This is a genomic window from Chryseobacterium sp. JV274 (assembly GCF_903969135.1).
In the GTDB taxonomy this organism is placed as follows: Bacteria; Bacteroidota; Bacteroidia; order Flavobacteriales; family Weeksellaceae; genus Chryseobacterium.
Genome location: NZ_LR824569.1, coordinates 3,272,294 through 3,295,826, shown reverse-complemented (window position 1 = coordinate 3,295,826; position 23,533 = coordinate 3,272,294). Strand labels below are relative to the sequence as shown.

The following is a 23,533-nucleotide window of genomic DNA, read 5'->3' as shown; positions in this document are numbered from 1 at the left end:
TAATTTAAACTTTTAAATAAAATGAAATTATCTATTTCCAGGTTAATACTTGGTGCATTATTCCTATTTACACAATTTATATCTGCTCAAACACTTTCAAAAAATCAGTTCAAGGTAAAAGGGAACTGCGAAATGTGCAAAACAAGAATTGAAAGTGCCGCGAAAAAAGCCGGCGCAAAAACAGCAGTTTACTCTATTGATCTTCAGACATTAACATTAGAAACAGACAAGGTATCTTCCGATGCTATCCTGAAAAAAGTAGCAGAAGCGGGTCATGATAATGAGAAATTCAAAGCGTCTGATACAACCTATGAAGGACTTCCGGGATGTTGTCATTATGACAGAGACCTGCAGCCTTCTCAGGCAGAAACACACCATGATCATCACACAGATGCTTCTGTTTCCGCTAAAAAAGAAAATGAGTTCTATGTGAGAGGAAACTGTGCTTCATGTAAAGCCAGAATTGAAAAAGCATCAAAAGATGCCGGAGCCAGTGTTGCAGAATGGAATGCAGAAAAACAAACGGTTACTTTAAATTTTGACCCCTCAAAAACCTCATCAGATAAAATTTTAAAAGCTATTGCTGATGCTGGCCATGATAATGAAAAGTATAAGGCTTCAGATGCTGTTTACAATGGTCTTCCGGGATGTTGTCTGTATGACAGAGATTTTACTTTTGGTGAACCTAATCCAAAAGTACATTATGAAGAAGGTACAAAGCATGAAGATCATAAAGAGAACGGAACCTCATCAGCTAAAGAGGATCATTCCCAACATGAAAAAAACATTGACGGTGTAGTGGTAACAGGTTCTAAGGCAGCAACTTCTTTAAGCAAGAAAGAAGCCGGTCTTGTTTTTAATATCGATAAAAAGGAACTTTTAAAGGCAGCCTGCTGTAATCTTTCTGAAAGTTTCGAAACGAATGCAACCGTAGATGTTTCTTTCAGCAATGCCGTTACCGGAACAAAACAGCTGAAAATGCTTGGTCTGGATCAGAAATATACGAGCTTAACGAAGGAACAGTTACCCGAAATCAGAGGTCTGGCTTCTGCTTATGGCTTAAATTTTATTCCGGGAAGATGGATTGAAAGTATTCAGCTTACTAAGGGAGGAAGTACTGTAACAAATGGTTATGAAAGCATCACAGGACAGATCAATACTGAACTTTTGAAGAATGCGAAGACTCCTGAGACGTCACTGAACCTTTTTTCTGATTTTAATGGAAGAGCTGAAGTGAATATTACCAACGTCTCTCCCATCAACGATAAATGGTCACAAACTTTCCTTCTTCACGGAAACGGAACTTTCGGGAACACGGATATGAATGATGACGGTTTTCTGGACAGACCAAAAGGAACCCAGATCAATGCCGCGTATTTGTTGAATTATAACGACCTTGAAAAGTCAGGATTCGGATCTCACTTCGGAATTAACTTTATCCGTGATGAAAGAACGGCAGGACAAGTTGGTTTTGATAAAAAACTGGCTCAGGACAAACAGCCTTTTTATGGAGTAGGAATTGATATTTCAAGATTTCAGGTTTGGAATAAGACAGGGTATGTTTTTAAAGGAAAACCTTACCAAAGTATCGGATGGATGAACCAATATGTGTATCATCAGCAGGATAGTTTCTTCGGACTGAGAAATTATGCAGGGCAGCAGCATACGTATTATTCCAATTTAATCTTTGAAAGTATTATTGGAAATACCAACCATAAGTATAAAGCCGGAGCAAGTTTCTTATATGACGGTTATAAGGAAACGTATTTATTGAACGATCTGAAAAGAAATGAAATTGTACCGGGTATTTTTGCTGAATATACCTTAACGGGATTAAAATATACATTAGTAGCAGGAACCAGAGTGGATTTTCACAATCTGGCAGGAACTCAGTTTACGCCAAGGCTAAATTTCAAGTATGATTTTACGCCTCAGACTATTTTAAGACTTTCTGCGGGAAGAGGATTCAGAACAGCTAATGTATTTGCGGAAAGCCAGCAGTATTTTGCATCGAACAGAGCAATCAATATTTTATCCAACGGAGGAAATATTTACGGATTAAAACCTGAAATTGCCTGGAACTATGGGGCAAGTTTACAGCAGGAATTCAAATTATTCGGAAGAAAATCCAGCATCATTGCCGATTTCTTCAGAACAGATTTCCAGGATCAGGTATTGGTGGATCTTGACAAATCTCCCCAACAGCTGACATTCTATAATCTGGAAGGAAAATCATTTGCCAATTCATTCCAAACCCAGTGGGACTTCACCCCTTTCAAAAACTTTGATGTGAGGCTTGCTTATAAGTATTATGATGTACAGGCAGATTATATCGGAGGAAGAAGAGAAGTTCCTTTCATGGCTAAGCACCGAGGATTTGTGAATTTAGCATATTCTACCAATAAAAATAATAACGGAGGATTCTGGAGTTTTGATACGACTTTAAACTGGGTTGGAAAACAGAGACTTCCTGATACTTCAAGCAATCCGGCAGAATTTCAGCTACCAACCTATTCGGAATCGTATGCCGTTCTTAATGCTCAGATCTCAAGAAATTTCAATAAAAAGATCAGAGCTTATGTAGGTGGTGAAAACCTTACTTCTTATTATCAGAAAAATGCGATTGTTGATTTTAAAAATCCTTTCGGGAATTATTTTGACGGAGGAATGGTATATGCACCCATTATGAAGGCAAACGTCTATGTGGGGCTGGATGTAACGTTTTAAAAGCTGGAAGCTGGGAGTGCTTAACTTCCTTCTTCCAGCCTCAAGCTTCCTTACTCAATAAAAAATCCGCTTCAATGAAGCGGATTTTTCTATTTATCTTCCAAAATCATCCTGTACCCTTACGATATCATCCTCATCTGAAGGATTGGATACATCGGTATGCTGCCAGATTTCGGCTACAATTCCCCAGCCTGCAAGACCTATCAATCTGTGTCTTTCTCCCTGCTGAAGTTTCACCTGATCTTTTGGACCATATTCTCCCAACGCTCCTTCTTCATCGGTATTGCTTCTTTTGATTCCTACAGTTCCTTCCACTACCTGCCAGATTTCGGCTCTTCTGTGGTGGTACTGCCAGCTTAATCTTGCTTCCGGAGCAACGATAAGAATTTTCGGGCTTAGCTTCCCTCCTATTCTCAGGTTGTTTACATCAATACCATCGAAATACTGGTTGGCAAAATCCTGCGCCTGTGTTTCATCAATCACAAAGAAACCTCCCCATGGTCTTGTATCATCTTTTGCTGCGATATTGAAACCTTGTGTCTGCAGCATGCTTTCTACTCTGTCGAATATTTCTTTTTTTTCTGTACTCATACAGCTTGTATTTCTAAATTAAAAATTATTTATTTGATTCTTCTTTTGACATTGAATATGGAAAATCTTTTTCCTGTGAACCTCTTTCTTTATTAGGTTTGCTATCCATTTTAAAGTCTAACACAGCGCCCTTCATCAGTTCTTTATGGCTTAACCAGTTTTTGGAGTAAGGCTGCTGATTTACATTCAAAGATTTTACATATAAATTTTCGGAATTATTTTCCGGAGCTTTTATTTCAATTTTCTTACCATTTTCAAGATGAATGGTTGCTTCTTTAAACAATGGTGCTCCCAACACATATTGATCTGTAGCCGGAGTTACCGGATAAAATCCAAGGGCTGAGAAAATATACCAGGCAGAAGTCTGTCCGTTGTCTTCATCTCCGCAATATCCATCCGGAGTGGCATGATACAATTTATTCATCACCTGTCTTGCCCAATATTGCGTTTTGTAAGGTGATCCGGCATAATTGTACAGATAGATCATATGCTGAATCGGCTGGTTTCCGTGGGCATACTGCCCCATATTCATAATCTGCATTTCTCTGATCTCGTGAATCACGCCTCCATAATAGCTGTCATCAAAAACCGGTGGTAATGAGAATACCTCATCTAATTTGGCTTCGAATTTCTTCTTTCCACCCATCAGTTCTGCCAGACCGTCGATGTCCTGGAAGACAGACCATGTGTAATGCCAGCTGTTCCCTTCTGTAAAAGCATCTCCCCATTTGAAAGGATTGAAAGGTTTCTGGAAGTTACCATCTTTGTTTTTACCACGCATTAAGCCTGTTTCTTTGTCAAAGACATTTTTATAATTATAAGCTCTTTTCTTATAAATATCAATCTCTGAAGCGGGTTTTCCAAGTGCTTTTCCTAGCTGATAAATTGAAAAGTCATCATAAGCATATTCCAGTGTTCTTGCGGCATTTTCATTGATTTTCACATCGTAAGGTACATAGCCCAAAGTGTTGTAATATTCTACTCCTGCACGACCTACCGCTTCGATAGGACCTGCATTATTGGCACCGTGTTTTACAGCCTGCCAAAGGGCTTCCGTATCATATCCGCGAAGTCCTTTAATGTAAGCATCTGCCACTACAGACGCAGAATTGTTTCCAATCATAATATCAGAATATCCCGGACTGCTCCACTCTGGTAAGAAACCGCCTTCTTTGTAAGCATTGGCCAATCCTTCCTGCATTTCTACATTGATACCTGGATAAACAAGATTCAGGAAAGGATATAAAGCACGGAAAGTATCCCAGAAACCGGTTCCTGCAAACATTCTTCCGTCTGCAATTTTACCATTGTAAGGGCTCCAGTGTTTTATTTTGTTCTGAGCATCTATTTCATATAACTTTTGTGGGAAGAATAAAGTCCTGTATAAAGAAGAATAAAAGGTTCTCATCTGCTGATCCGTCCCTCCTTTTACGTCTATTTTCCCTAATGTTTTGTTCCAGATATTTTTGGCATCCGTTTTTACCTGTTCAAAATTTTTGGTCCCGATTTCTCTTCTCAAATTCAGTTCTGCCTGTTCAAAGCTGATGAATGAAGAGGCTACTTTTGCATAAACCGTTTCTTTATTTTTAAGCTTAAACCCTACTACAGCACCTGTATGATCACTGGTAATTTCTAACTGATCATTCACCAGTTTATCGTCTTTCCAGGTTTTTGTCAGTTCAAAATCTTTATCAAACTGAATGACAAAATAGTTTTTAAAATTTTCATATTTCCCGGTAGAATATCTTGTCGTATAGCCCAGAATTTTTCTTTCCTTCGGTAAAATCTTAATATAAGATCCTTTGTTCAGTGCATCAACAACTACATAAGCACTGTCTGTCTTTGGAAAATCAAATTTAAAATAAGAGGCTCTTTCTGTAGGGGTAAATTCTGTTGTAACATTAATATCAGCTAAGTAAACACTATAGAAATAAGGCGTAGTAACCTCAGCTTTATGGCTGAACCAGCTCGCTCTGTCGTCTTCTTTAAATTTCACTTTTCCTACTCCCGGCATGATGGCAAATGCGCCATAATCATTCATCCAGGGAGATGGCTGGTGGGTTTGTTTGAATCCTTTTATTTTATCTGCATCGTAGGTATATGCCCATCCATCGCCCATCTTACCGGTTTGCGGTGTCCAGATATTCATTCCCCATGGAAGTCCGACTGCCGGATAGGTATTTCCGTTGGATAATGAGGGTTTGGATTGTGTTCCCATCAAAGGATTCACATAATCTACGGGAGATACATTCTGGCCTAAAACCCAGGCCTGTAATAACAGTAAGCAAGTAGAAAATATAAACTTCATTGTATCTTTTCGTTTGTTAATTTATATAAGCTTTTTTAATGCATAGCTGGCAGCTCCAAGAATGGCGGCATCTTCAAATATGGCAGAAATTTTAACCTGCAAGTTAATATTATTCTTTGTTAAATTCTGAATAAATCTTTGCTCAAAATGAGGATATGCCTTGGCAATATTCCCTCCTATAACTAAAACTTCCGGTTTGTAACGATCTACATATTTCACGATAAATTCTGAAAAAGAGTCTGCATATTCATCAAACATTCTGGTCTGTATTTCTGCGGGTTTATCCAACAAATCTTTGGTTCCCGAGATTTCTTCTCCGGTCAGTTCTTTATAATGATTCACAAACCAGCGTGTTGCCAGATAGTCTTCACAGATAGAATCTCTGAAAGGAGAATCCCACAAGTCTTCATCGGAAGCAAATTCTCCATTAAAGAAGGTCGTTCCCAATCCTGTACCGAGAGTCACTCCAAAAGCACTACCGAATCCCTGAGCACAACCTCCGAATACTTCCCCTTCCATGAAGGCCGCCGCGTCATTTACAAAATGAATCCGTTCCTGAGAAATATCCAGTCTTTTTGCCAGCTCTTCTTTAATATTGACCTGATAGATATCAATAAATTTTCCCTGCTGCATCAGTGATATTCCGTTTTCATAATCGAAAGGTCCCGGCATTGCGATACCAATTAAAAGGTCTTCCTTTACCAGATTGTGAGCTACTTTTTCAATGGCCGAAACCCATGCTGAAAAAATAACTTCTTTACTTTCAAAAGCATCTACATGTTCTCTTACATAGGTTGAAGAAATGATTTCACGTTTTTCCGGATTTACCTGAGCCAGCGTAATGTGTGACCCTCCGATATCTATTCCTACTATATTCTGCATTATTATTTATTTTTAATTCAAGCCATCCTGTGACTGAAAAAACAGACAAACAGGAATACATATCCTGTCTGTCTGCTTTGTATTTCAGACTTTATATTTATAATCCTGATAACTATATCATTATCTGAATCTTACTTTACAATAATTTTACCGGTTGAAATTACTTTACTGTTTGCGGATGTAATCTTGTAAATATAAGTACCACTGATTAAATCCTGTGTATTCACGGCGTTATTATTTTGATTAATGTTCTGTTTTTTGAATAATTTTCCTGAAACATCATACAATGCTACTTCACTTGCAGAGTTGTCGCTGATGGCAAAGTGAATATCATTTCCTCTTTTCACAGGATTTGGATAGACTGTACTGTTCTCTTTTACCGATTCAATATCTTTCACGGCAAGAGATGAAGCACAGGCAACGTCTGTTCTCCAGTTGGCATCTGTCATATTGATCAGGGCTGCAAAATGAGTGTTTGCCGTAGCATCTAATGCACCTAAACCACTTCCTTCATCCATTTTCCAATTAGCTTCAAGGCCAGTGGAATTGGCAGGAACATTACAGCTGTTACTCAATATTTCCTGAGGAGTCAACGCTTTTTTCCACACTCTGAATTCATCAAGGAATCCGTTGATTGTACGGGAATTGTCATAGTTTCTTCCCAAATACAGAATTCCGTTTGCTGTAAAGTTACCCGTTACTGCAAAGCTGGCATCAAGGTTCCCATTGACATAAATTTTCATTGCTGCCCCATCATAAGTGGCTGCTATATGATACCATGTATTGGTATTGAATGCTGTATTTGTATTCAATTTTACCTGTGATGAACCGAAGCTCAGGATAAACTGAAGTTTGTTATTCGCCAGATTTCCGTCTCCGAATCTAAGCATTGCCGAGTTATTATCTCCTACTTCCACTCCCATTACTGATGAAATATAAGGGAATCCTGTTTTGAAAGCATTTACTTTTACCCATCCTTCAAATGTCATCGCATTTCCGCTCAGGTTAAACTGTCCTGCATTAAGATAGTGCGTGCTTCCGTTGAAAGAAAGAGATCTTGCTCCGGGACTTGTAACAGGTGCAAAGCCACTGTTGAATGATCCTTCTCCTGAATAAGTACTTGTAGTTCCTCCGGCACATCCCGCCTGTACTTTCCATACATAACTTGTATTTGGGGTAAGATTTTGAAGTGCGTAAGAATTGGTTGTAATATTCGGAATTTCAGACCATGTTGTAGCTGCTGCAGTTTTATATTGCAGTGTATATGAAGTTGCATTTCCTGCATCCCAGGATAGCTGAGCAATATTACCAAGGAAACTTCCGGAAGTTAATCCTGATGGCGTAGTGCAGCCACTTCCGGAGTTAAACCTTGGTGCAAAAATATAAGTACTTGTTAATGTCGGTGAGCAGTTGGACTGTATTCTCCAATCGTAATTGGTATTCAGGGTAAGGTTATTGATGACAATATTATTTCCTGAATAGTTACTGGCCACATTCGTCCATACTGTAGAATTGGCTGGTTTGTAATCAATATTATAAGACTGGGAAGCATTGGAAGTCCAGTTCAGTTTTGCTGAAGTTCCTGTCACGTTTGAAACATCGAGTCCTAATGGCGGATCACATGTTTGTCCCTGAGACCATGAGTACAACTGACCACTTAAAAGTGTGTTTTCATTATAGAGAATATTGGAGCCTGTACTCAGGTAGCTGGCTACATTAGTTCCTGCCAGATCATACCACATGAATACCCCATATTGATCATTTTTTGTGCTGGTCGCTAAGCTTGCCAGTGTAGTGGCAGAAGTTGAGCTTGGATTCGAGTTTTGAATCCATGTTGCCGCTGCAGAGATTTTGGATTTATTAAGAGGAGGAACTACAGGCGCATTGTATGTACTGTACATCGCATTCCATGTGTAATCGATATAGTTTCCTGCTAAATCTCCATTATAAGTTTGTCTGGTTGTAGCCGGGCCATAGTAGTAGAATGTAATCAGTTTATCCGGCATTGCTGCTTTTAATTCCTGCAGAAGCATGACAAAAGAACTGTTATTAGGCTGCCCCGTTCCGTTATTTCCGTATCCTGCATATTCATCATCAAGGTCTACTCCATCCAAGCCATAAGTATAGACAGTATGAGCAACCTGTAACGCAAAATCTTTAGCCGCTTCACGGTTTGGAAAATTAGAAATTCCTGCTCCCTGGTGATTTCCTAAAAGATCCAGTAATACTTTTATTCCTTTTTGCTGTAAAGGTTTTACATAGGTATTGACATCATTAAGGACTTTAGTGACGTTATTATTGTTTGAAATATAAGCTCTGTTTTTAGAAACATCATAATTGATATTCGCTGCAAAAATAATAGCAACGTCAAAAAGCTGTCTGTTGGTATTCTGCAAAGTATAGGAACCTGCGTTCAGCATATTATTGTTGTTCACCTCCACATAGCAGATTCCTAAAGGATCTAGCTGCTGTGCCTTGAGTAATGGGGCTGACTGAAGCATTAAGGCCATCAGGGGAATAAAAAAGGATTTTTTTCTCATAGTATATCAATTTTGTAGTAGAAAAATCATTGGGCCGAAGCCCAATGACTGTGGTTATTATTTTACAATTAGTTTTTCGGATTGTTTTAAGCTTCCATCATGAGATTCAAACTGAAGAATATAGTTTCCTGCCGAAAGTCTGGTCAATTCATACTGATACTGATTGTCTCCGGAGTTCAGTGATTTCGTATCTACGATTCTTCCATTAAAATCATAAACCGTTAATTTTCCTTTGCTGTATTCATCCGGAACAGAAACTGTAAGTGATGAAGACTTGCTTACCGGATTAGGATATAATTTTATCTGATTTTTAATGTTTATCTGTCCTGCATTTACTGCCTTTTGGATCGAAGCATTTCTTGCTAATAATGAAGTTCCTGTTGTACATGGCAGATCTGTTCCCCAATTGGAAGCATCAACACCTGTCAATGTTAAAGTCACGCCATTTCCTGAAGTATCCTGAACAGTAGAACCACTGCCTTCGTTAAACTTCCAGTAGGCAGCTAATGATGTTGCCGGAACTGTTACATTACACATATTCTGACTGATTTCCGTTTGGCTTAATGCACGTTTCCATACTCTTACCTCATCTATTTTTCCATTGAAGTTTCTTGATGTATTATATAAATATCCTACATTGAATGCTCCTGTTGAATTCACATTTCCGGTTTGTGCTTTAGTTGCATCCAGAACACCGTTGATATACAATTTCATGTTGGCACCATCATAGGTAGCCGCCACATGATACCAAGTATTGGCATTCAAAGCTGTTGCAGAGGCCAGTTTTTGCTGTACATTATTAATACTTACAACAAACTGAAGCTTATTATTTGCCAGGCTGGCATCTCCTAATCTTAAGAATGCAGAATTGCTGTCGCTTACTTCTGTTCCCATGATAGAAGAGATATAAGGAGAAGCTGATTTAAAGGATGAAGGTTTGATCCAGCCTTCAAAAGATAATGCAGAACCGCTTAGTGTAAGATTTCCGGCAGTTCCTGATTCAGTGCTTCCATCTAAAGATAATGCGTAAGAACCTGTAGGAGCCGTTCCTGAAGTGCTTGTAAATCTTGGAGCAAACATATAGGCACTTTTCACACTACAATTCGTTCTGATTCTCCAGTCATACTCGGTATTGGCTGTTAATCCGGAAATGGTTACAGAAGTGGAGCCTGTTGCTGATACAGCATTCGTCCAAGTTGTTGAAGAAGCCGGTTTATAATCAATATCATAGGTATTGGTTCCTACGGCTGACCAATTCAGTTTTGCACTTGTTCCTGTAAGATTGCTTGTGTACAACCCAATAGGCGCATCACAATTTGCCCCTTGTGTCCATGACTGTAAAGTACCGCTTAAAACAGTTGGCTCTCCGTACAACGTCTGAGTTCCTGCTGAAAGTTGTGACGTTTCATTAGTTCCATGTAAATCATACCACATGAATACTCCGTATCCGCCATTTTTGGTCTGTGTAGCCAGACTGGTGGTTGTAGAATTGGAAGTATTTCCCATCCATACGGCAGCAGGAGAGATTTGTGCTTTAGTAAGAGGAGGTACATTTGGAGCGGAGAATGTTCCATACATTGCGTTCCAACTGTAATTGACATTATCCCCTACTCTGGCTCCGTTCCAGGAAAGTTTTGAAGCTGCAGGACCATAATAATAGAATGAAATAATTTTATTCGGTAATAGTGCTCTGAGCTCCTGAACAAGCATTACAAAAGAACTGTCATTAGGCTGCCCTGTCCCATTGTTTCCGTATTCTGAGTATTCATCATCAAAATCAATTCCATCAAGACCATAGGTATTCACTGTATTGGCAAGCTGTAATGCAAAGTCTTTTGCTGCTTCACGGGTAGGGAAATTACAGATTCCCGCTCCCTGGTGATTTCCCAAAATCGTCAGTACTACTTTCATTCCTTTTTGCTGAAGTGGCTTTATGTAGGTATCTGCATTGGTAAGAACCTTGGTAACGTTATTATTGGAATACAGATACGCTCTTCCACGGCTGGTATCATAATTAATATTAGCCGCAAAAATATTCACCACATTGAACAGATAGCTGTTTGATGTCTGCAGTTTGTACGCTCCTGCATTCAGGAGGTTGTTGTTGTTCACTTCTACATAGCATATTCCGGTAGGACTAAGCTGTTGTGCGTTAATCAGAGACCCTGACTGAAGCATCATGGCAATCAGTGCAGTAAAGATGGATTTTTTTTTCATTGTATAATTTTTTTAAGGTGTTTTTGGTGTCTGAATTTTATATAGCATTCCCCTGACACCTTCTTTTTCAGGAAGGAATCTCAAATGAATACACCATATAAAAGGAAGGGCTATGTCAGTAGCTCCGGGTTTTCGTTAAAGGTTTTCCATAACAATTCACCGAATAGCGTATTTGCCCATGCAAACCATTCTCTGGTGAACTTTTTAGCATCGTCTTTATGGAAGGATTCATGCATAAAGCCTGTTCCTCCGTGCGTTTTCTGTAAGGTATCTATACACCATCTGATCTCACTTTTGTCATTGGTAGTGAGTGCCTTCATTATGATACTCATTGGCCAGATCATATCCAATCCGATATGTGGACCTCCTATTCCTTCTGCCAGCTTTCCTTTGAAGAAGAACGGGTTATTTTCTGACCACACAAATTTTCTTGTATTCAAATACACAGGGTCATCAGCTTTCACCGCATCCAGATAAGGCAGTCCCAGCAAGCTTGGACAGTTCGCATCATCCATCAGGTTGTAGCTTCCAAAGCCATTTACTTCAAAAGCATAGATTTTTCCAAATTCAGGATGATTGTAAATTCCGTATTTTTTGATGGCTGTATCTACTTCATCAGCAAGGCTGTTCAGTTGTTGAGCCAGTGTTTTTTCATTTTTAATCTGAGAAACCATTTCCGCAGCCTGGCGTAAGCTTACTACTGCAAATAGGTTAGATGGAATCAGGAATCCGTAGATGGTAGCATCATCACTTGGACGGAACATAGAACTGATCAATCCTACAGGTTTCGTCGGATAACCATATCCACCCATAGGAACTCCATCTGTTGCCCATGCTGTTGTACGCTCAAATTTGTAAGGTCCCAGATCATTTTTTCTCTGCTGTTCTGTAAAGGTCTGCAAAGTAAGTTTTATTCCTTTCAGCCAGTTGGCATCGAAAGGTTTTGTATCTCCTGTTGTTTTCCAGAAGTGATAGGCCAAACGGATAGGATAGCAAAGAGAGTCTATTTCCCATTTTCTTTCATGGGTTCCCGGCTTCATATCGGTATGGTCATATTCTTTCCATTTACTGATCTTTTGGTCATCGTTGTAGAAAGCATTTGCATAAGGATCTTTCAGGATAAAAGTAGTCTGCTTATGAATCACTCCTGAGATCAGCTTGTGCAGCTTTTCATCTTTTTTGGAGAACTGCAGGTAAGGGAAAACCTGTGCAGAACTGTCACGAAGCCACATAGCATCAATATCCCCTGTGATTACGTACGTATCAGGCGTTCCGTTGGTTTCACTATAGAAAACAGTAGTATCTAATGTATTGGGAAAGCTGTTTTCAAAGAGCCAGCTGAGTTCTTTGTTTTTAACTTTCTTTTTAAAAGCAGCAATAGCATTTTCTACGGATTCGCTGGTAAAATGTCTTTTTTCTTTAGGAACGCGGACAACAGGAAAATCGTCCAATACTAAATTTTTTGCAAAAACATTCTGAGTAAACAGCAATCCGGCTCCTGCCAGTGCACTTGTTTTAATAAAATTTCTCCTTTCCATTGATACTTTGTTTCGTTTATTTTTATTAGTCTTATTTTACCGGTCTGCTGCCCATTACAAATCTAAGCTCGCCACCGTTCATAATATCACTGTGATTCAATTCCCAGCTTTTGTATTCTTTTCCGTTCAGGAACATTTTCTGAACATAGATATTCTTGTCAGATATTTTGTCTGCAATCACGGTAAACGTTTTTCCGTTCTCCAATTGTAAAGAAGCTTTTGGGAACTGTGGTGCTCCGATAGCATAAACAGGTTTCCCCGGTGTCACAGGATAGAATCCTAATGAAGAGAAAATATACCATGCCGACATTTGACCGCAATCTTCGTTATTGACGATTCCGTCCGGTTTTGCCGCGTACATATTGTCACGGATAAATTTTACCATTTTCTGAGTCTTGTAAGGGCTTCCTGCATAATTGTACAGGTACGGAACATGATGTCCCGGCTCATCACCAAATCCTAGAGATCCGATAAATCCTGAGATATCAACATGCTGTTCTCCTTCCATATGAAGGGCTTCTGTAAAGGTTTTATCCAGTTTTTCTTCAAATCCTTTTTTCCCTCCATACAGATTCATCATTTCATCAATCTGATGAGGAACAAAGAAATCGTAAGCCCAGATGTTTCCGGAAACCCAGTGTGGCTGCAGTTTTTTCCAGTCGTTAAGAGTAAAATCTGCTAAGAATTTCCCGTCTTTTTGTCTTGGCCAGAAGTGATTGTTTTCTTTATTGAAAGTGTTCAGGAAGTTCATAGAACGTTTTTTATATACTTCTGATTCCTCTTTCTTCCCTAGTTTTTCTGCAAGCTGCTGAATACACCAGTCATCATATGAATATTCCAGTGTTGCAGAAACTGAAGCACCGTTTTCTGATGGGGTGTAGCCTAATTTAATATAATCATTAAGACCTCCGCCACCATCACTGCTGCTCATTTTATCTGTTAAAGAAGCATCTTTCATAGCAGCAAATGCTTTTTCCGCGTCAATACCCGGAACACCTTTGGAAATAGCATCCCAAATTACCGAAGCACTGTGATACCCTAACATACAGAAGTTATCATATCCGCAAAGTTCCCAGATTGGCATGTGGTCTTTACGATCTGTATATCTGCTGATCAGGGAATTGGCAAATTCTTTTGTGTGTTTCTGATCCATAATGGTCAACAGCGGGTGAGTTGCTCTGAATCCATCCCAGTAGGAATAGGTACTGTAATTCGTGAACCATTTTGTATTCATGTTTTCCTGAGCGGCCACATAATCTCCATTGGCATCCATATAAAGATTTGGTGCAATGAATGTGTGGTAAACGCCTGTGTAGAAAATTTTTCTCTGGCTGTCTGTACCTCCAGTCACCTGGAATCTGCCGATCAAATCTCTCCATGTCTTTTGAGCTGTTTCCTTCGCTTTTGCAAAGTCAATATTTTTTGCTTCAGTATCGAAATTTTCCTGTGCGTTTTCTGTACTCACCGGAGACAGTGATACTTTTACTTCAATACTTTCCTGATCTTCTGTAGAGAATCTTACAAAGGCTTTAGCATCCTTGGCAAGGGCAATTTTTTCATCATTTTTGATTTTTCCGTCAGCATAAACGCCGTAAGACTTAAACGGTTTGGAAAACTCCATGACGAAGTATGCAAATCGTTTACCTCCCCAACCATTGCTGTAACAGTAACCTTTGATTTTATTATTGCCTTCTACACTTATCAAAGTGTGGTAGATATTTCCGAAGATTTTATTCGTTGGATCAATAATGATATTAGACTCATCACTTTTCGGGAAAGTATATTTATGAAATCCTACTCTTGGAGAAGCGGTAAGTTCTGCTTTTATTCCATAGCTGTCCAGCATTACAGAATAGTATCCCGGAGATGCCACTTCTTTATCGTGCGTGAATTTTGAACGGTAACCTGTTTCAGGGTTTTCCTCAGATCCCGGAACCATTTTTACCTGTCCCACAGTAGGCATTACCAGAATATCTCCAAGGTCTGCCCATCCTGTTCCGCTAAGATGGTTATGACTGAATCCCATAATCGTTTTACTGCTGTAGTGATATCCGGAACACCAGTCCCAGTCGCCACTTTTTGTATTCTGATCCGGACTCAGCTGTATCATCCCGAAAGGCGTAGTTGCCCCCGGAAACGTATGGCCATGTCCTCCTGTGCCTATGAAAGGGTCTACCCAGGATAAAACATCATTTTTATTTTGCTGGGCACTGGCTACAGAAAACAGGGCTGTAAAAAAGCAGATAATCAGTTCTTTTTTCATGATAAGAGAGGTATCGGAGATTTTTTTGTTTAAAAATAGGAAAACCATTATAAAATTCCCAGAAAACGGGAAAATTAAGATGATTAACCTATTTTCCTAAACTTTATATTACTGTATTAAATTGAATTCTTTTTCATAAAATCAATGATTTCTGAGATATATCCAAAGGCAATCGCAACTACGGTATCAGCAGCACCATAATATACTGTTACTTTGTCACCTTCTGTAAGGGCTGCACAAGGGAAAACCACATTCGGTACATCTCCTGTCAGTTCATACAATTCAGCCGGAGCCAACAGATAAGGCTTCGTTCTGTACAATACTTTTGTAGGATCTTCAAGATCAAGCAAAGCTGCTCCCATAGAATACCTGAATCCTCTGCAGGTATTGATCACTCCATGATAGAAAAGCAGCCATCCTTCTTCTGTTTTGATAGGAACCGGCCCTCCTCCTATTTTTGTACACTGCCATGCACTGTCTTCAAAAGGAGTTACTTTCATCACGCAACGGTGCTCTCCCCAGTACTTCATATCAGGGCTGTAGCTGATATAAATATCACCGAAAGGCGTATGTCCGTTATCACTAGGACGGCTCAACATGGCATATTTACCATTGATTTTTTCAGGGAATAAAACGCCGTTTCTGTTGAAGGGAAGAAAGGCATTTTCACACTGAAAAAATTCTTTAAAATCAAAAGTATATCCAATTCCGATGGTAGGACCATTGTATCCGTTACACCATGTAATCCAGTAGCGATCTTCTATAAAAGTAACGCGGGGATCGTATTTGTAATCGGATTCGATCATATCTGTATTTCCTGCCTGCATTTCAATAGGATCATGATTGATGTCCCAATTGATTCCATCTTTACTGAAACCGGCGAAAATATTCATCTGTACTGCCTTGTTATCACAACGGAATACCCCTGCAAATCCATCCTCAAAAGGAATTACTGCGCTGTTGAATATACTGTTGGATGTTGGTATCGCGTATCTGTTAATGATCGGGTTTTCGGAAAACCTCCACATGATATCATTGCAACCTTCCGGGCGATCCTGCCAGGGGATCATTACTGATTGAGCTGTCATAAAGTATTTTTTACTTTTTATTTTTAAATTATTATTAATTGATTTGTTGTTCTTTCTGATTTTCCGGATAAGGGAAAGGAACGAATAAAGTGGCCAAGAATGCAGGAATCGTAGCAATCAGGACCCAGATAAAGAACATTTTGTATCCGATCCAGTCACTGATCATCCCACTGAACATTCCGGGAATCATTACGCCAAGATTCATAATTCCTGTTGCAAAAGCATAATGAGCAGTTTTGTGTTTTCCTGGAGCAATCTGCTGCATCATGTAGAGCATTAATCCTACAAAACCAAATCCATAGCCGAAATATTCTACCACCACAGCAATTCCCACAGGCAATAGATCTGAAGGCTGATAATGCGCTAATAAAGCATATACCACAAATGGAATATTAAATGCACAACATAACCAGATCAAAGATTTTTTCAGTCCACGGGCTGAGATAAAATATCCCGCCAGAACAGAACCTAAAATGAATGCCCCGGAACCATAAGTTCCATAGACAAGTCCGATGTCTGAAGTGGATAACCCCAATCCTCCTGAAGTTCTTGGAGCTTTAAAAAATAATGGAGCAATTTTGATTGCAAATCCTTCTGCAAAACGATATAGGATGATGAAGAGTATACACCACAGAATCTTCTTTTTGGTAAAGAAAGAGGTAATCACTTCCAACAATTCTTTACGAACATTTCCGGCCGTTTTCTCATCTTTCAGTTCTTCTTTATTTTCTTTTGGCAGCATGAAATAGTGGTAGATAGCCAATACAAAAAACAGTAATGCATAGATCACCATAATGATCATCCAGGCATTGGTAACGCCTTTTGTTTTTTCTAAAATACCTGCAAAATAAACGAGTGCTCCACTGCTGATAATCTTCGCCAGATTGTAAAAAGCGCCCTGCCAACCGATATATTTTGCCTGCTCTTTATTGGTAAGAAAGCCAATATACGTTCCGTCTGCTACCACATCATGGGTAGCTCCACAAAATGCTATTACAGCAAAAAGTGCAATACTGTATTTGAAAAAATCATGCATCGGCAGACTTAACGCTACTAATGCAAACAGAATTCCTATGGCAAACTGAGTAGAAACAACAAAGAATTTTTTTGTTTTATAGATCTCCAGGAACGGGCTCCAAAGCGGCTTTAACGTCCAGGAGAACAGGATAAGGGCTGTCCAGAATGTGATCTGTGAATCCGAAACTCCCATATCTTTATACATGATTCCTGAAACCGCATTAATAGTTACAAAGGGTATACCCATTGCAAAGTACAATGTGGAAATCCAAAGAATTGGCTGTATCCGACGGGTTCCGGAGTTGTTTTTTCCCATATTTAAAAATAAGATTCTAAATAAAAGAGAACATCTCAAAGATTCATTCAGGCTAAAAAAAAACGAAACTATAAATTTTTTGGAGATTCTACTCTATTCTCCCGCCTCAATGAATGTGTCAAATAAAAATCTGATGTTGAGATGTCTCTTTATTAATGAGTGATTCTGAATATTTTTTATTTCTTATCCCACCATAGCTTAGTACCTCCGGTATCAGGTCCGTTGAGCATCTGTGAAGCCTGCTGGTAATTATAGAGTGAAGTTTTGGTATCAATAGTAAAAGGAATTCTTCTGATCATGGCTTCTGTACTGATCGCTCCACCACTGTCATTTTTTCTTACTTTGAAGAGAATCGGATATCCAGTTCTTCTCTGCTCAGCCCACGCTTCCGGTCCGTTTGGATAAAGAGAAAGCCATTTTTGAGTAATGATTCTTTCTAATTTTCTTTCGTTGGTATCTCCGTTATTCCATGCAATCGTGATAGTACTTAACTGAGGATTTCCAACAGGTACGTTATTGTCTGCATTTTTCGGATCAAGATAAGGTGCTTCTGTAGAAGTTGTATCAGCAAGATAAGTGGCAACATTGGCACTTTTTCCCCATTCTCCGAAAGACTGCTGAACTCCGGTAGTATAGTTGGTTTGAATATCTCCTGCTCCTGCATATCCTCTCAAAGCAGCTTCAGCCTTCAGGAACCATGTTTCTGCAGCAGTGAATAATTTCATTTTACCATCTGTACCGGAAAAATAATCTCCGTTGGCAGATTTTGCCTGTGGTTGTGAGAATCCTCCGTACGTTGATTTACCATTTAGTAAATCAATCCCCTGGCGTATTCCTATATATTTTCCTTGTAAACCAGCATCTGATGCCGGAATAGCATATGCCGGAAGTCTTGGATCGTTATATCCGTTCATATAAGCCATCAAAGGTGCACCTATTAAACAATCTCCCCATGAATAAATGATGAAGCTCAATTCTGATTGTCCTACACTGATCAAAGCATTGTCTGCGTTATCAGTAATCAACCCTGCTGATGAAGCCAAAGCCTCTTCTGCATATTGTTTTGATTTTGCAGGATCAGCATAGCTTATTCTCATTGCTAACCTCAGCTTTAATGAATTTGCCAGTTTTGCCCACTGAGCCATATTTCCTCCATACACTAAATCTGCATTTTTCAATGATGTTTTATCTTCTACGTTCTTTGTCGCCGGCATTGCCATTACTTTCTGCAAGTCTGTAATAGCAGTACTAAGGTCAGCGATAAAATAATTGTAGGCATCCTGTTGGGAATCAAAATCAGTAACTCCATTAGGATTCGGTTTTTCATATTTACTGTAAACTACCGGACCGTGATTATCTGATACTCTAGCCGCTGTAATCACTTTAAGAATTTTCTTAACAGCAAATGTTCCTGTAAAATCAACTCCTTGATAATTGTTTTTGGCGGCATTATCAATAATGATAGAATAGTTAAAGATATCCTGTTGTCTGGCAATAATCCTGTTGTTCCACCCGTCCATCATAGAATAAGTAAGGTTATTTACCCCTCCGTTGAATGGTGTTGCTGTACTGAACATTCCGCTGTACATATCTGCACTTAAGTTAGGATACAGCTGATAATCTGCCTGAAGCCCTCTCTGGATAGATTTCATAGGATTAACAACGGCGATAAAATCTGCGTAAAAATTTTCAGGGCCTCCCAGCTTTTCCTGGTTATATTGATCAAAGTCATTGGTACATCCTGATGCGGAAAACAGCACTGCTGCTCCAAATACCAATGTTTTAATAGTATTAATTTTCATTTTCGTAATTGTAAAAGTTAGAAGTTAGCTTTTAATGATAATCCGATAGATCTGGTAACCGGCAGACCGAATGAGTCTACTCCCACTCCACCAGGCGTATTTCCTGATACCTGTTCCGGATCAAATGGTGCTTTTTTATAGAAGAAAAATAAATTGGTTCCTACTAAGCTTACCGTTGCATTTTTCAAATATTTTGAGTTGACATCAAACATATATGAAACAGATGCCTGGCGTAGACGTATTGTTGTAGCACTATACAGATAAGCTTCATCAACTCCTTTTCCAAATCCTTCGGTTGTTCCTACTGCTTTATAATAATCTTTTGCATTCGTCAATCCAGTATAAGCTTGTCCTGCATTAGGTGTCCCAGGTGCATAGACTGCATTTGGAATAGATACACCTCCTGCGTCTCTTGCGTCAGCAGTCGACTGGCTTACCCCATATATATCATTCGCTTTTTCTGTAAGAGAAAGAACTTTACCTCCAAATTTACCATCAATAAGGAATGATATTCCCAATTTACCAATATTAAATGAGTTATTGAATCCCATAATAAATTTAGGGTTAGGATTTCCTAGATAAGAAGGAATACCCTCTGCTAAAGGAACGCCTTTTTCATTCACAAGAATACGTCCCTGATCATCTCTTTTAAACTTGATTCCATAAAGGTCTCCAAAAGATCCTCCCAGTTTAAGTTTTGTATAATCACCTCCACCAGTCAATGGGAAAGTAAGCTCCTGAGAAACATTTATACTTGTAGGAAATAATTCAACAATCTTATTCTTATTAGCTGATGCATTCAATGTAGTTGTCCATCCAAATTTCTCTGAACCAAATATTTTATACGATAATGAAGATTCAAAACCTGTATTTCGGATTTTCCCTGCATTGATATAATATGATCCAGGTGCCAGTCCTCCTAAATAGGACGGAATTGTAGTTTCCAACAACTGGTTACTGGTATTGGAGTTATAATAAGTAATATCAAAATTTAATTTGTTATTCAACAATCTTAACTCTGTCCCAGCTTCAAAAGTTTTGTTAAGTTCTGGCTTTGGAAGCAATGCTTCAAAACCAGCACCTGTAGCAAAAGAACTTTTAGGATACACAATTGTTCCTGCGTCTACTCCATATACATACCCTTTGCTATATTCAACCATTGCATTAGTAATATTGGTAGGTAATCCCAAACCAACAGTTGCATAAGACCCTCTTACCTTCCAGAAATTAATCACTTCCGGAAGTTTAAAGATAGAAGATAGGATAGCGTTAGCACCTACAGATTCGTAGTCAAAGCCTGTTCTTCCTGTTAATGCCAAAGTAGAATCCCAGTCGTTTCTGAAGGTCATATCTACATAGAACATATTTTTATATCCAACGGAAGCACTCGCAAAAACGGACTGTACCTGTTTTTTCATGTTCGTATAGATATTATGATACCCATCTCCTGGCGATCTGTTTACATTCCACTGAAGGTTATTCAAAGTGAAAAGGTTAGGATTTGCCAGATAAGCATTATCAATTTGTCCTATTTTATTTCTTGTTGTATTGATACTTCCTCCTACTGTAAAATCTAAAGAGATTGACTCACTTATTTTAGGACTACCTATTAACAAAACATCGCCGTAAGTAGAAGAATTTTCATACGTATTTTTAAGCATTCTACCATTAGTACCATTAGCCAGTAAACTTGGTGCTGAAAAGGCTGCAATATCACGCTGGCTATCTGAAATATTCCAGCTATAGTTTCCTCTTACTCTCGCTGTTAACCAAGGATTGATCTGGTAAGACAATGATAGAGCTCCGTATGTATTTTTATTGCTAACTGTAACAGGGTTTCTGTTTAAGATCCAGTAAGGATTCTGCGTTACCGGATTTCCTTTGAAACTTCCGTCTGGATTTACTTCCCACCAGTTCTGAGCCGGCAAAAATCTTGTTTTATCTAAATAAGAATAATTATCAGCTCCATATTGATCAAAATCTACTCCTCTCGGTAACCAGTACAAACTCGTCAAAGGAGAAAAAGAAGCTCCGGGAGTCTGTCTGTTCTTACTTTCCTGTAATGAACCAATAAAGTTAGCGTCTAATGTCAGTTTATCATCCAAAAACTTACTTGAATTCCTGAAAGAAACATTGTACTGATCAAAATAAGACATCGGAACCACTCCTTTGTTCGTTGTATTACCAATGGAGAAATAGCTTGTTGATCTCTCATTTCCTGACTGAAAAGAAAGGCTGTTTACCCATGTCGTTCCTGTCTGCAGAAAATCTTTAAGATAGTCCTTTGAGGATCCTTTTGCTCCCCAGCTGTCTACAGCCTGTCCTGGTTGTGATCCAGATACAGATGGATCATAAGATAAATAACTATGTTGCAGCTTTGGAAGGCTGTAAGCTCTGTCAACTGTAAGGCTGGAGCTGTAAGTAATTGAACTTTTCCCTGCACGTCCTTTTTTAGTCGTAATCAAAATAGCACCATTCCCTCCAGCTGAACCGTATAATGCAGAAGCCGAAGCTCCTTTCAGGAAGTTGATGCTTTCAATATCATCAGGGTTGATAGAACTCAGTACATCTCCCGGATCCGGCATATTGGAATACTGACCGATATCCGCTGATTTTCCTGTTCCATTGATAATAGGAATACCATCAATTACATATAATGGCTGTGCATTGTTGACAGACTTATTCCCTCTCATAATCACCCTTACCGAGCTTCCTACACCATTAGTTCTGTTGATCTGTACGTTGGATACTTTTCCATTGATTGAATTTAATAGATTGGGAGTTTTCACTTCTGTAAGCTCATCTCCACCAATCTGCTGACTGGAATACGTCAAAGAGCGGGCCTGCCTTTTTATCCCCAAAGAGGTGACTACGACCTCCTCAATACTGTTTGTCTTCGTAGTGTCGGCCGATTTTTTCTCCTGTGCATTCGCAGAAAGTGAAAAAACGAACAGAACAGGTATAACTGCTTTTCTCATAAGGTATAGATTCGTTAGATTTAATTGAGAATCAATTACATTGCTTTATTTTTCAATACAAAAAAAATTATTGTTTTCTTAGCAAAAAATTGCCGTTTATGTATTAAATTATTTAAAGTTTTGTTAAGATTTAATTCACATTCACAAATCTAAATTTTGTAACCAGTCTGATATAATACTATTTTATCATAAAACGATATTATTTTTTCAGCAATTTTATTTAAAAGCCATTAAACCTTTATATATCAACAAAATACACCTTATTAATTTCTATCAAAAAAAGAGGATTTATCTTAGTTTTTTATCAAAATAAAACCGGATATAACTACCCGGTTTTGTGTTTTATTTTGAACTGATGATACAGAAAAAATGAATTTTAAATGAGTATTATTCGATTTTTTTCACCCCTTTGAATTGTTCTTTAAATTCAGTAGGAGTTGTCTTTTTTATTGACTTAAATACCTTATTGAAGTTGGCAATATTATTAAACCCCGCTTCAAAAGCGATTTCAAAAACGGTAAGATTCTTTTCCATCAGCCACCGTGCGGCATAGCTGATTCTTATTTCATTCAGATAATTAATGAAAGTCTTTCCGGTTCTTTTTTTAATAAACCTGTTGAACGTTACATTACTCATATTCACCAATGAGGCTGCATTGTCCAGAGTTATTTTATTTTCAAAATTCTTATGTACAAAATCATGAACGACCTTCATTTTATCATTATCTGCAAAAGTTTCAAGCTCAATACTATACGATGACAAGAGCGTTTTGTTTTCTGCAACTGCCAGTTCATTCAGAATTTTCATAATTTCTATGAATGATTCAAAGCTGTTCATCTTTGACAGATTGAGAAACGAATCTTTTAGTTTCTCAGCCGTTTCCGTAGAAAAAAGAATTCCTCTGATGGAATCTTTCATCAGATTGTTGATGGGTTTCAGAATATTTTTCTCCATCAGTGATTGTTGAAAGAAATCCTGGTTAAATTGTATTGTGATTTCGTGGGTTTTCCTGTTTTTGCATCTGTAATTGGCCCAGCAATGTGGTAAATTGGGTCCTACTAAAACCAGCTCAATGTTTCCTATTTCTCCGGTGTGATCTCCAACCATTCTCCGGTATCCTTTTCCTTTGTAGATAAAGTTGATTTCAATTTCCGGATGATAATGGTATGGAAAATCAAATGATGCTTTAATCCTGTCAAACACAAGAAAACTGTCCTCAGGAGATAGTGGAGTTATTTCTCTCAGAATATTTTCTAATTCGCTCAT

13 protein-coding genes are annotated in these 23,533 nt (G+C 38.5%); 1 reads left to right on the top strand and 12 read right to left on the bottom strand.

The genetic code is table 11. The features are described 5' to 3' along the window. Nucleotides 1-21 precede the first annotated feature (21 nt). Nucleotides 22-2,727: a TonB-dependent receptor domain-containing protein gene (locus tag CHRYMOREF3P_RS15200; RefSeq protein ID WP_077413440.1), complete on the top strand. Its 2,706-nt coding sequence runs from the start codon at nt 22-24 to the stop codon at nt 2,725-2,727. Nucleotides 2,728-2,820: 93 nt separating this feature from the next. Here CHRYMOREF3P_RS15200 and CHRYMOREF3P_RS15195 read toward each other — a convergent pair whose 3' ends face one another. The 12 genes from CHRYMOREF3P_RS15195 to CHRYMOREF3P_RS15140 form a co-directional block, all read right to left on the bottom strand. Then, nucleotides 2,821-3,318, bottom strand: coding sequence for a phosphoheptose isomerase (locus tag CHRYMOREF3P_RS15195; protein ID WP_180564967.1), 498 nt, complete (start codon nt 3,316-3,318; stop codon nt 2,821-2,823). A gap of 25 nt (nt 3,319-3,343) precedes the next feature. Then, a complete protein-coding gene (locus CHRYMOREF3P_RS15190; RefSeq protein ID WP_180564966.1) occupies nt 3,344-5,626 on the bottom strand; it encodes a GH92 family glycosyl hydrolase in 2,283 nt (760 codons plus the stop codon). A gap of 21 nt (nt 5,627-5,647) precedes the next feature. Further along, nucleotides 5,648-6,508 (bottom strand): ROK family protein, encoded by an 861-nt coding sequence (locus CHRYMOREF3P_RS15185; RefSeq protein ID WP_180564965.1) that lies wholly within the window; start codon nt 6,506-6,508, stop codon nt 5,648-5,650. 131 nt (nt 6,509-6,639) lie between these two features. Then, nucleotides 6,640-9,048, bottom strand: coding sequence for an endo-beta-N-acetylglucosaminidase H (locus CHRYMOREF3P_RS15180; protein ID WP_180564964.1), 2,409 nt, complete (start codon nt 9,046-9,048; stop codon nt 6,640-6,642). 57 nt (nt 9,049-9,105) lie between these two features. Beyond that, nucleotides 9,106-11,265: an endo-beta-N-acetylglucosaminidase H gene (locus tag CHRYMOREF3P_RS15175; RefSeq protein WP_180564963.1), complete on the bottom strand. Its 2,160-nt coding sequence runs from the start codon at nt 11,263-11,265 to the stop codon at nt 9,106-9,108. 110 nt (nt 11,266-11,375) lie between these two features. Continuing rightward, complete coding sequence (locus CHRYMOREF3P_RS15170; RefSeq protein ID WP_180564962.1) at nt 11,376-12,803, bottom strand: glycoside hydrolase family 125 protein; 1,428 nt, start codon at nt 12,801-12,803, stop codon at nt 11,376-11,378. Nucleotides 12,804-12,834: 31 nt separating this feature from the next. Further along, the gene (locus tag CHRYMOREF3P_RS15165; RefSeq protein WP_077413678.1) at nt 12,835-15,066 is read right to left on the bottom strand and encodes a GH92 family glycosyl hydrolase; all 2,232 of its coding nucleotides are present in this window, start codon (nt 15,064-15,066) and stop codon (nt 12,835-12,837) included. Nucleotides 15,067-15,182: 116 nt separating this feature from the next. Further along, a complete protein-coding gene (locus tag CHRYMOREF3P_RS15160; protein WP_047376309.1) occupies nt 15,183-16,154 on the bottom strand; it encodes a glycoside hydrolase family 130 protein in 972 nt (323 codons plus the stop codon). Between the two features lie 34 nt (nt 16,155-16,188). Beyond that, a complete protein-coding gene (locus CHRYMOREF3P_RS15155) occupies nt 16,189-17,487 on the bottom strand; it encodes an MFS transporter (RefSeq protein ID WP_180564961.1) in 1,299 nt (432 codons plus the stop codon). A 176-nt stretch (nt 17,488-17,663) separates the two neighbouring features. Next, nucleotides 17,664-19,289, bottom strand: coding sequence for a SusD/RagB family nutrient-binding outer membrane lipoprotein (locus CHRYMOREF3P_RS15150; protein WP_077413432.1), 1,626 nt, complete (start codon nt 19,287-19,289; stop codon nt 17,664-17,666). 17 nt (nt 19,290-19,306) lie between these two features. Continuing rightward, nucleotides 19,307-22,267: a SusC/RagA family TonB-linked outer membrane protein gene (locus tag CHRYMOREF3P_RS15145; RefSeq protein WP_077413431.1), complete on the bottom strand. Its 2,961-nt coding sequence runs from the start codon at nt 22,265-22,267 to the stop codon at nt 19,307-19,309. Between the two features lie 387 nt (nt 22,268-22,654). Beyond that, nucleotides 22,655-23,533 carry an AraC family transcriptional regulator gene (locus CHRYMOREF3P_RS15140; protein ID WP_077413430.1) on the bottom strand — a complete coding sequence of 293 codons (879 nt, stop codon included), beginning with the start codon at nt 23,531-23,533 and terminating at the stop codon, nt 22,655-22,657.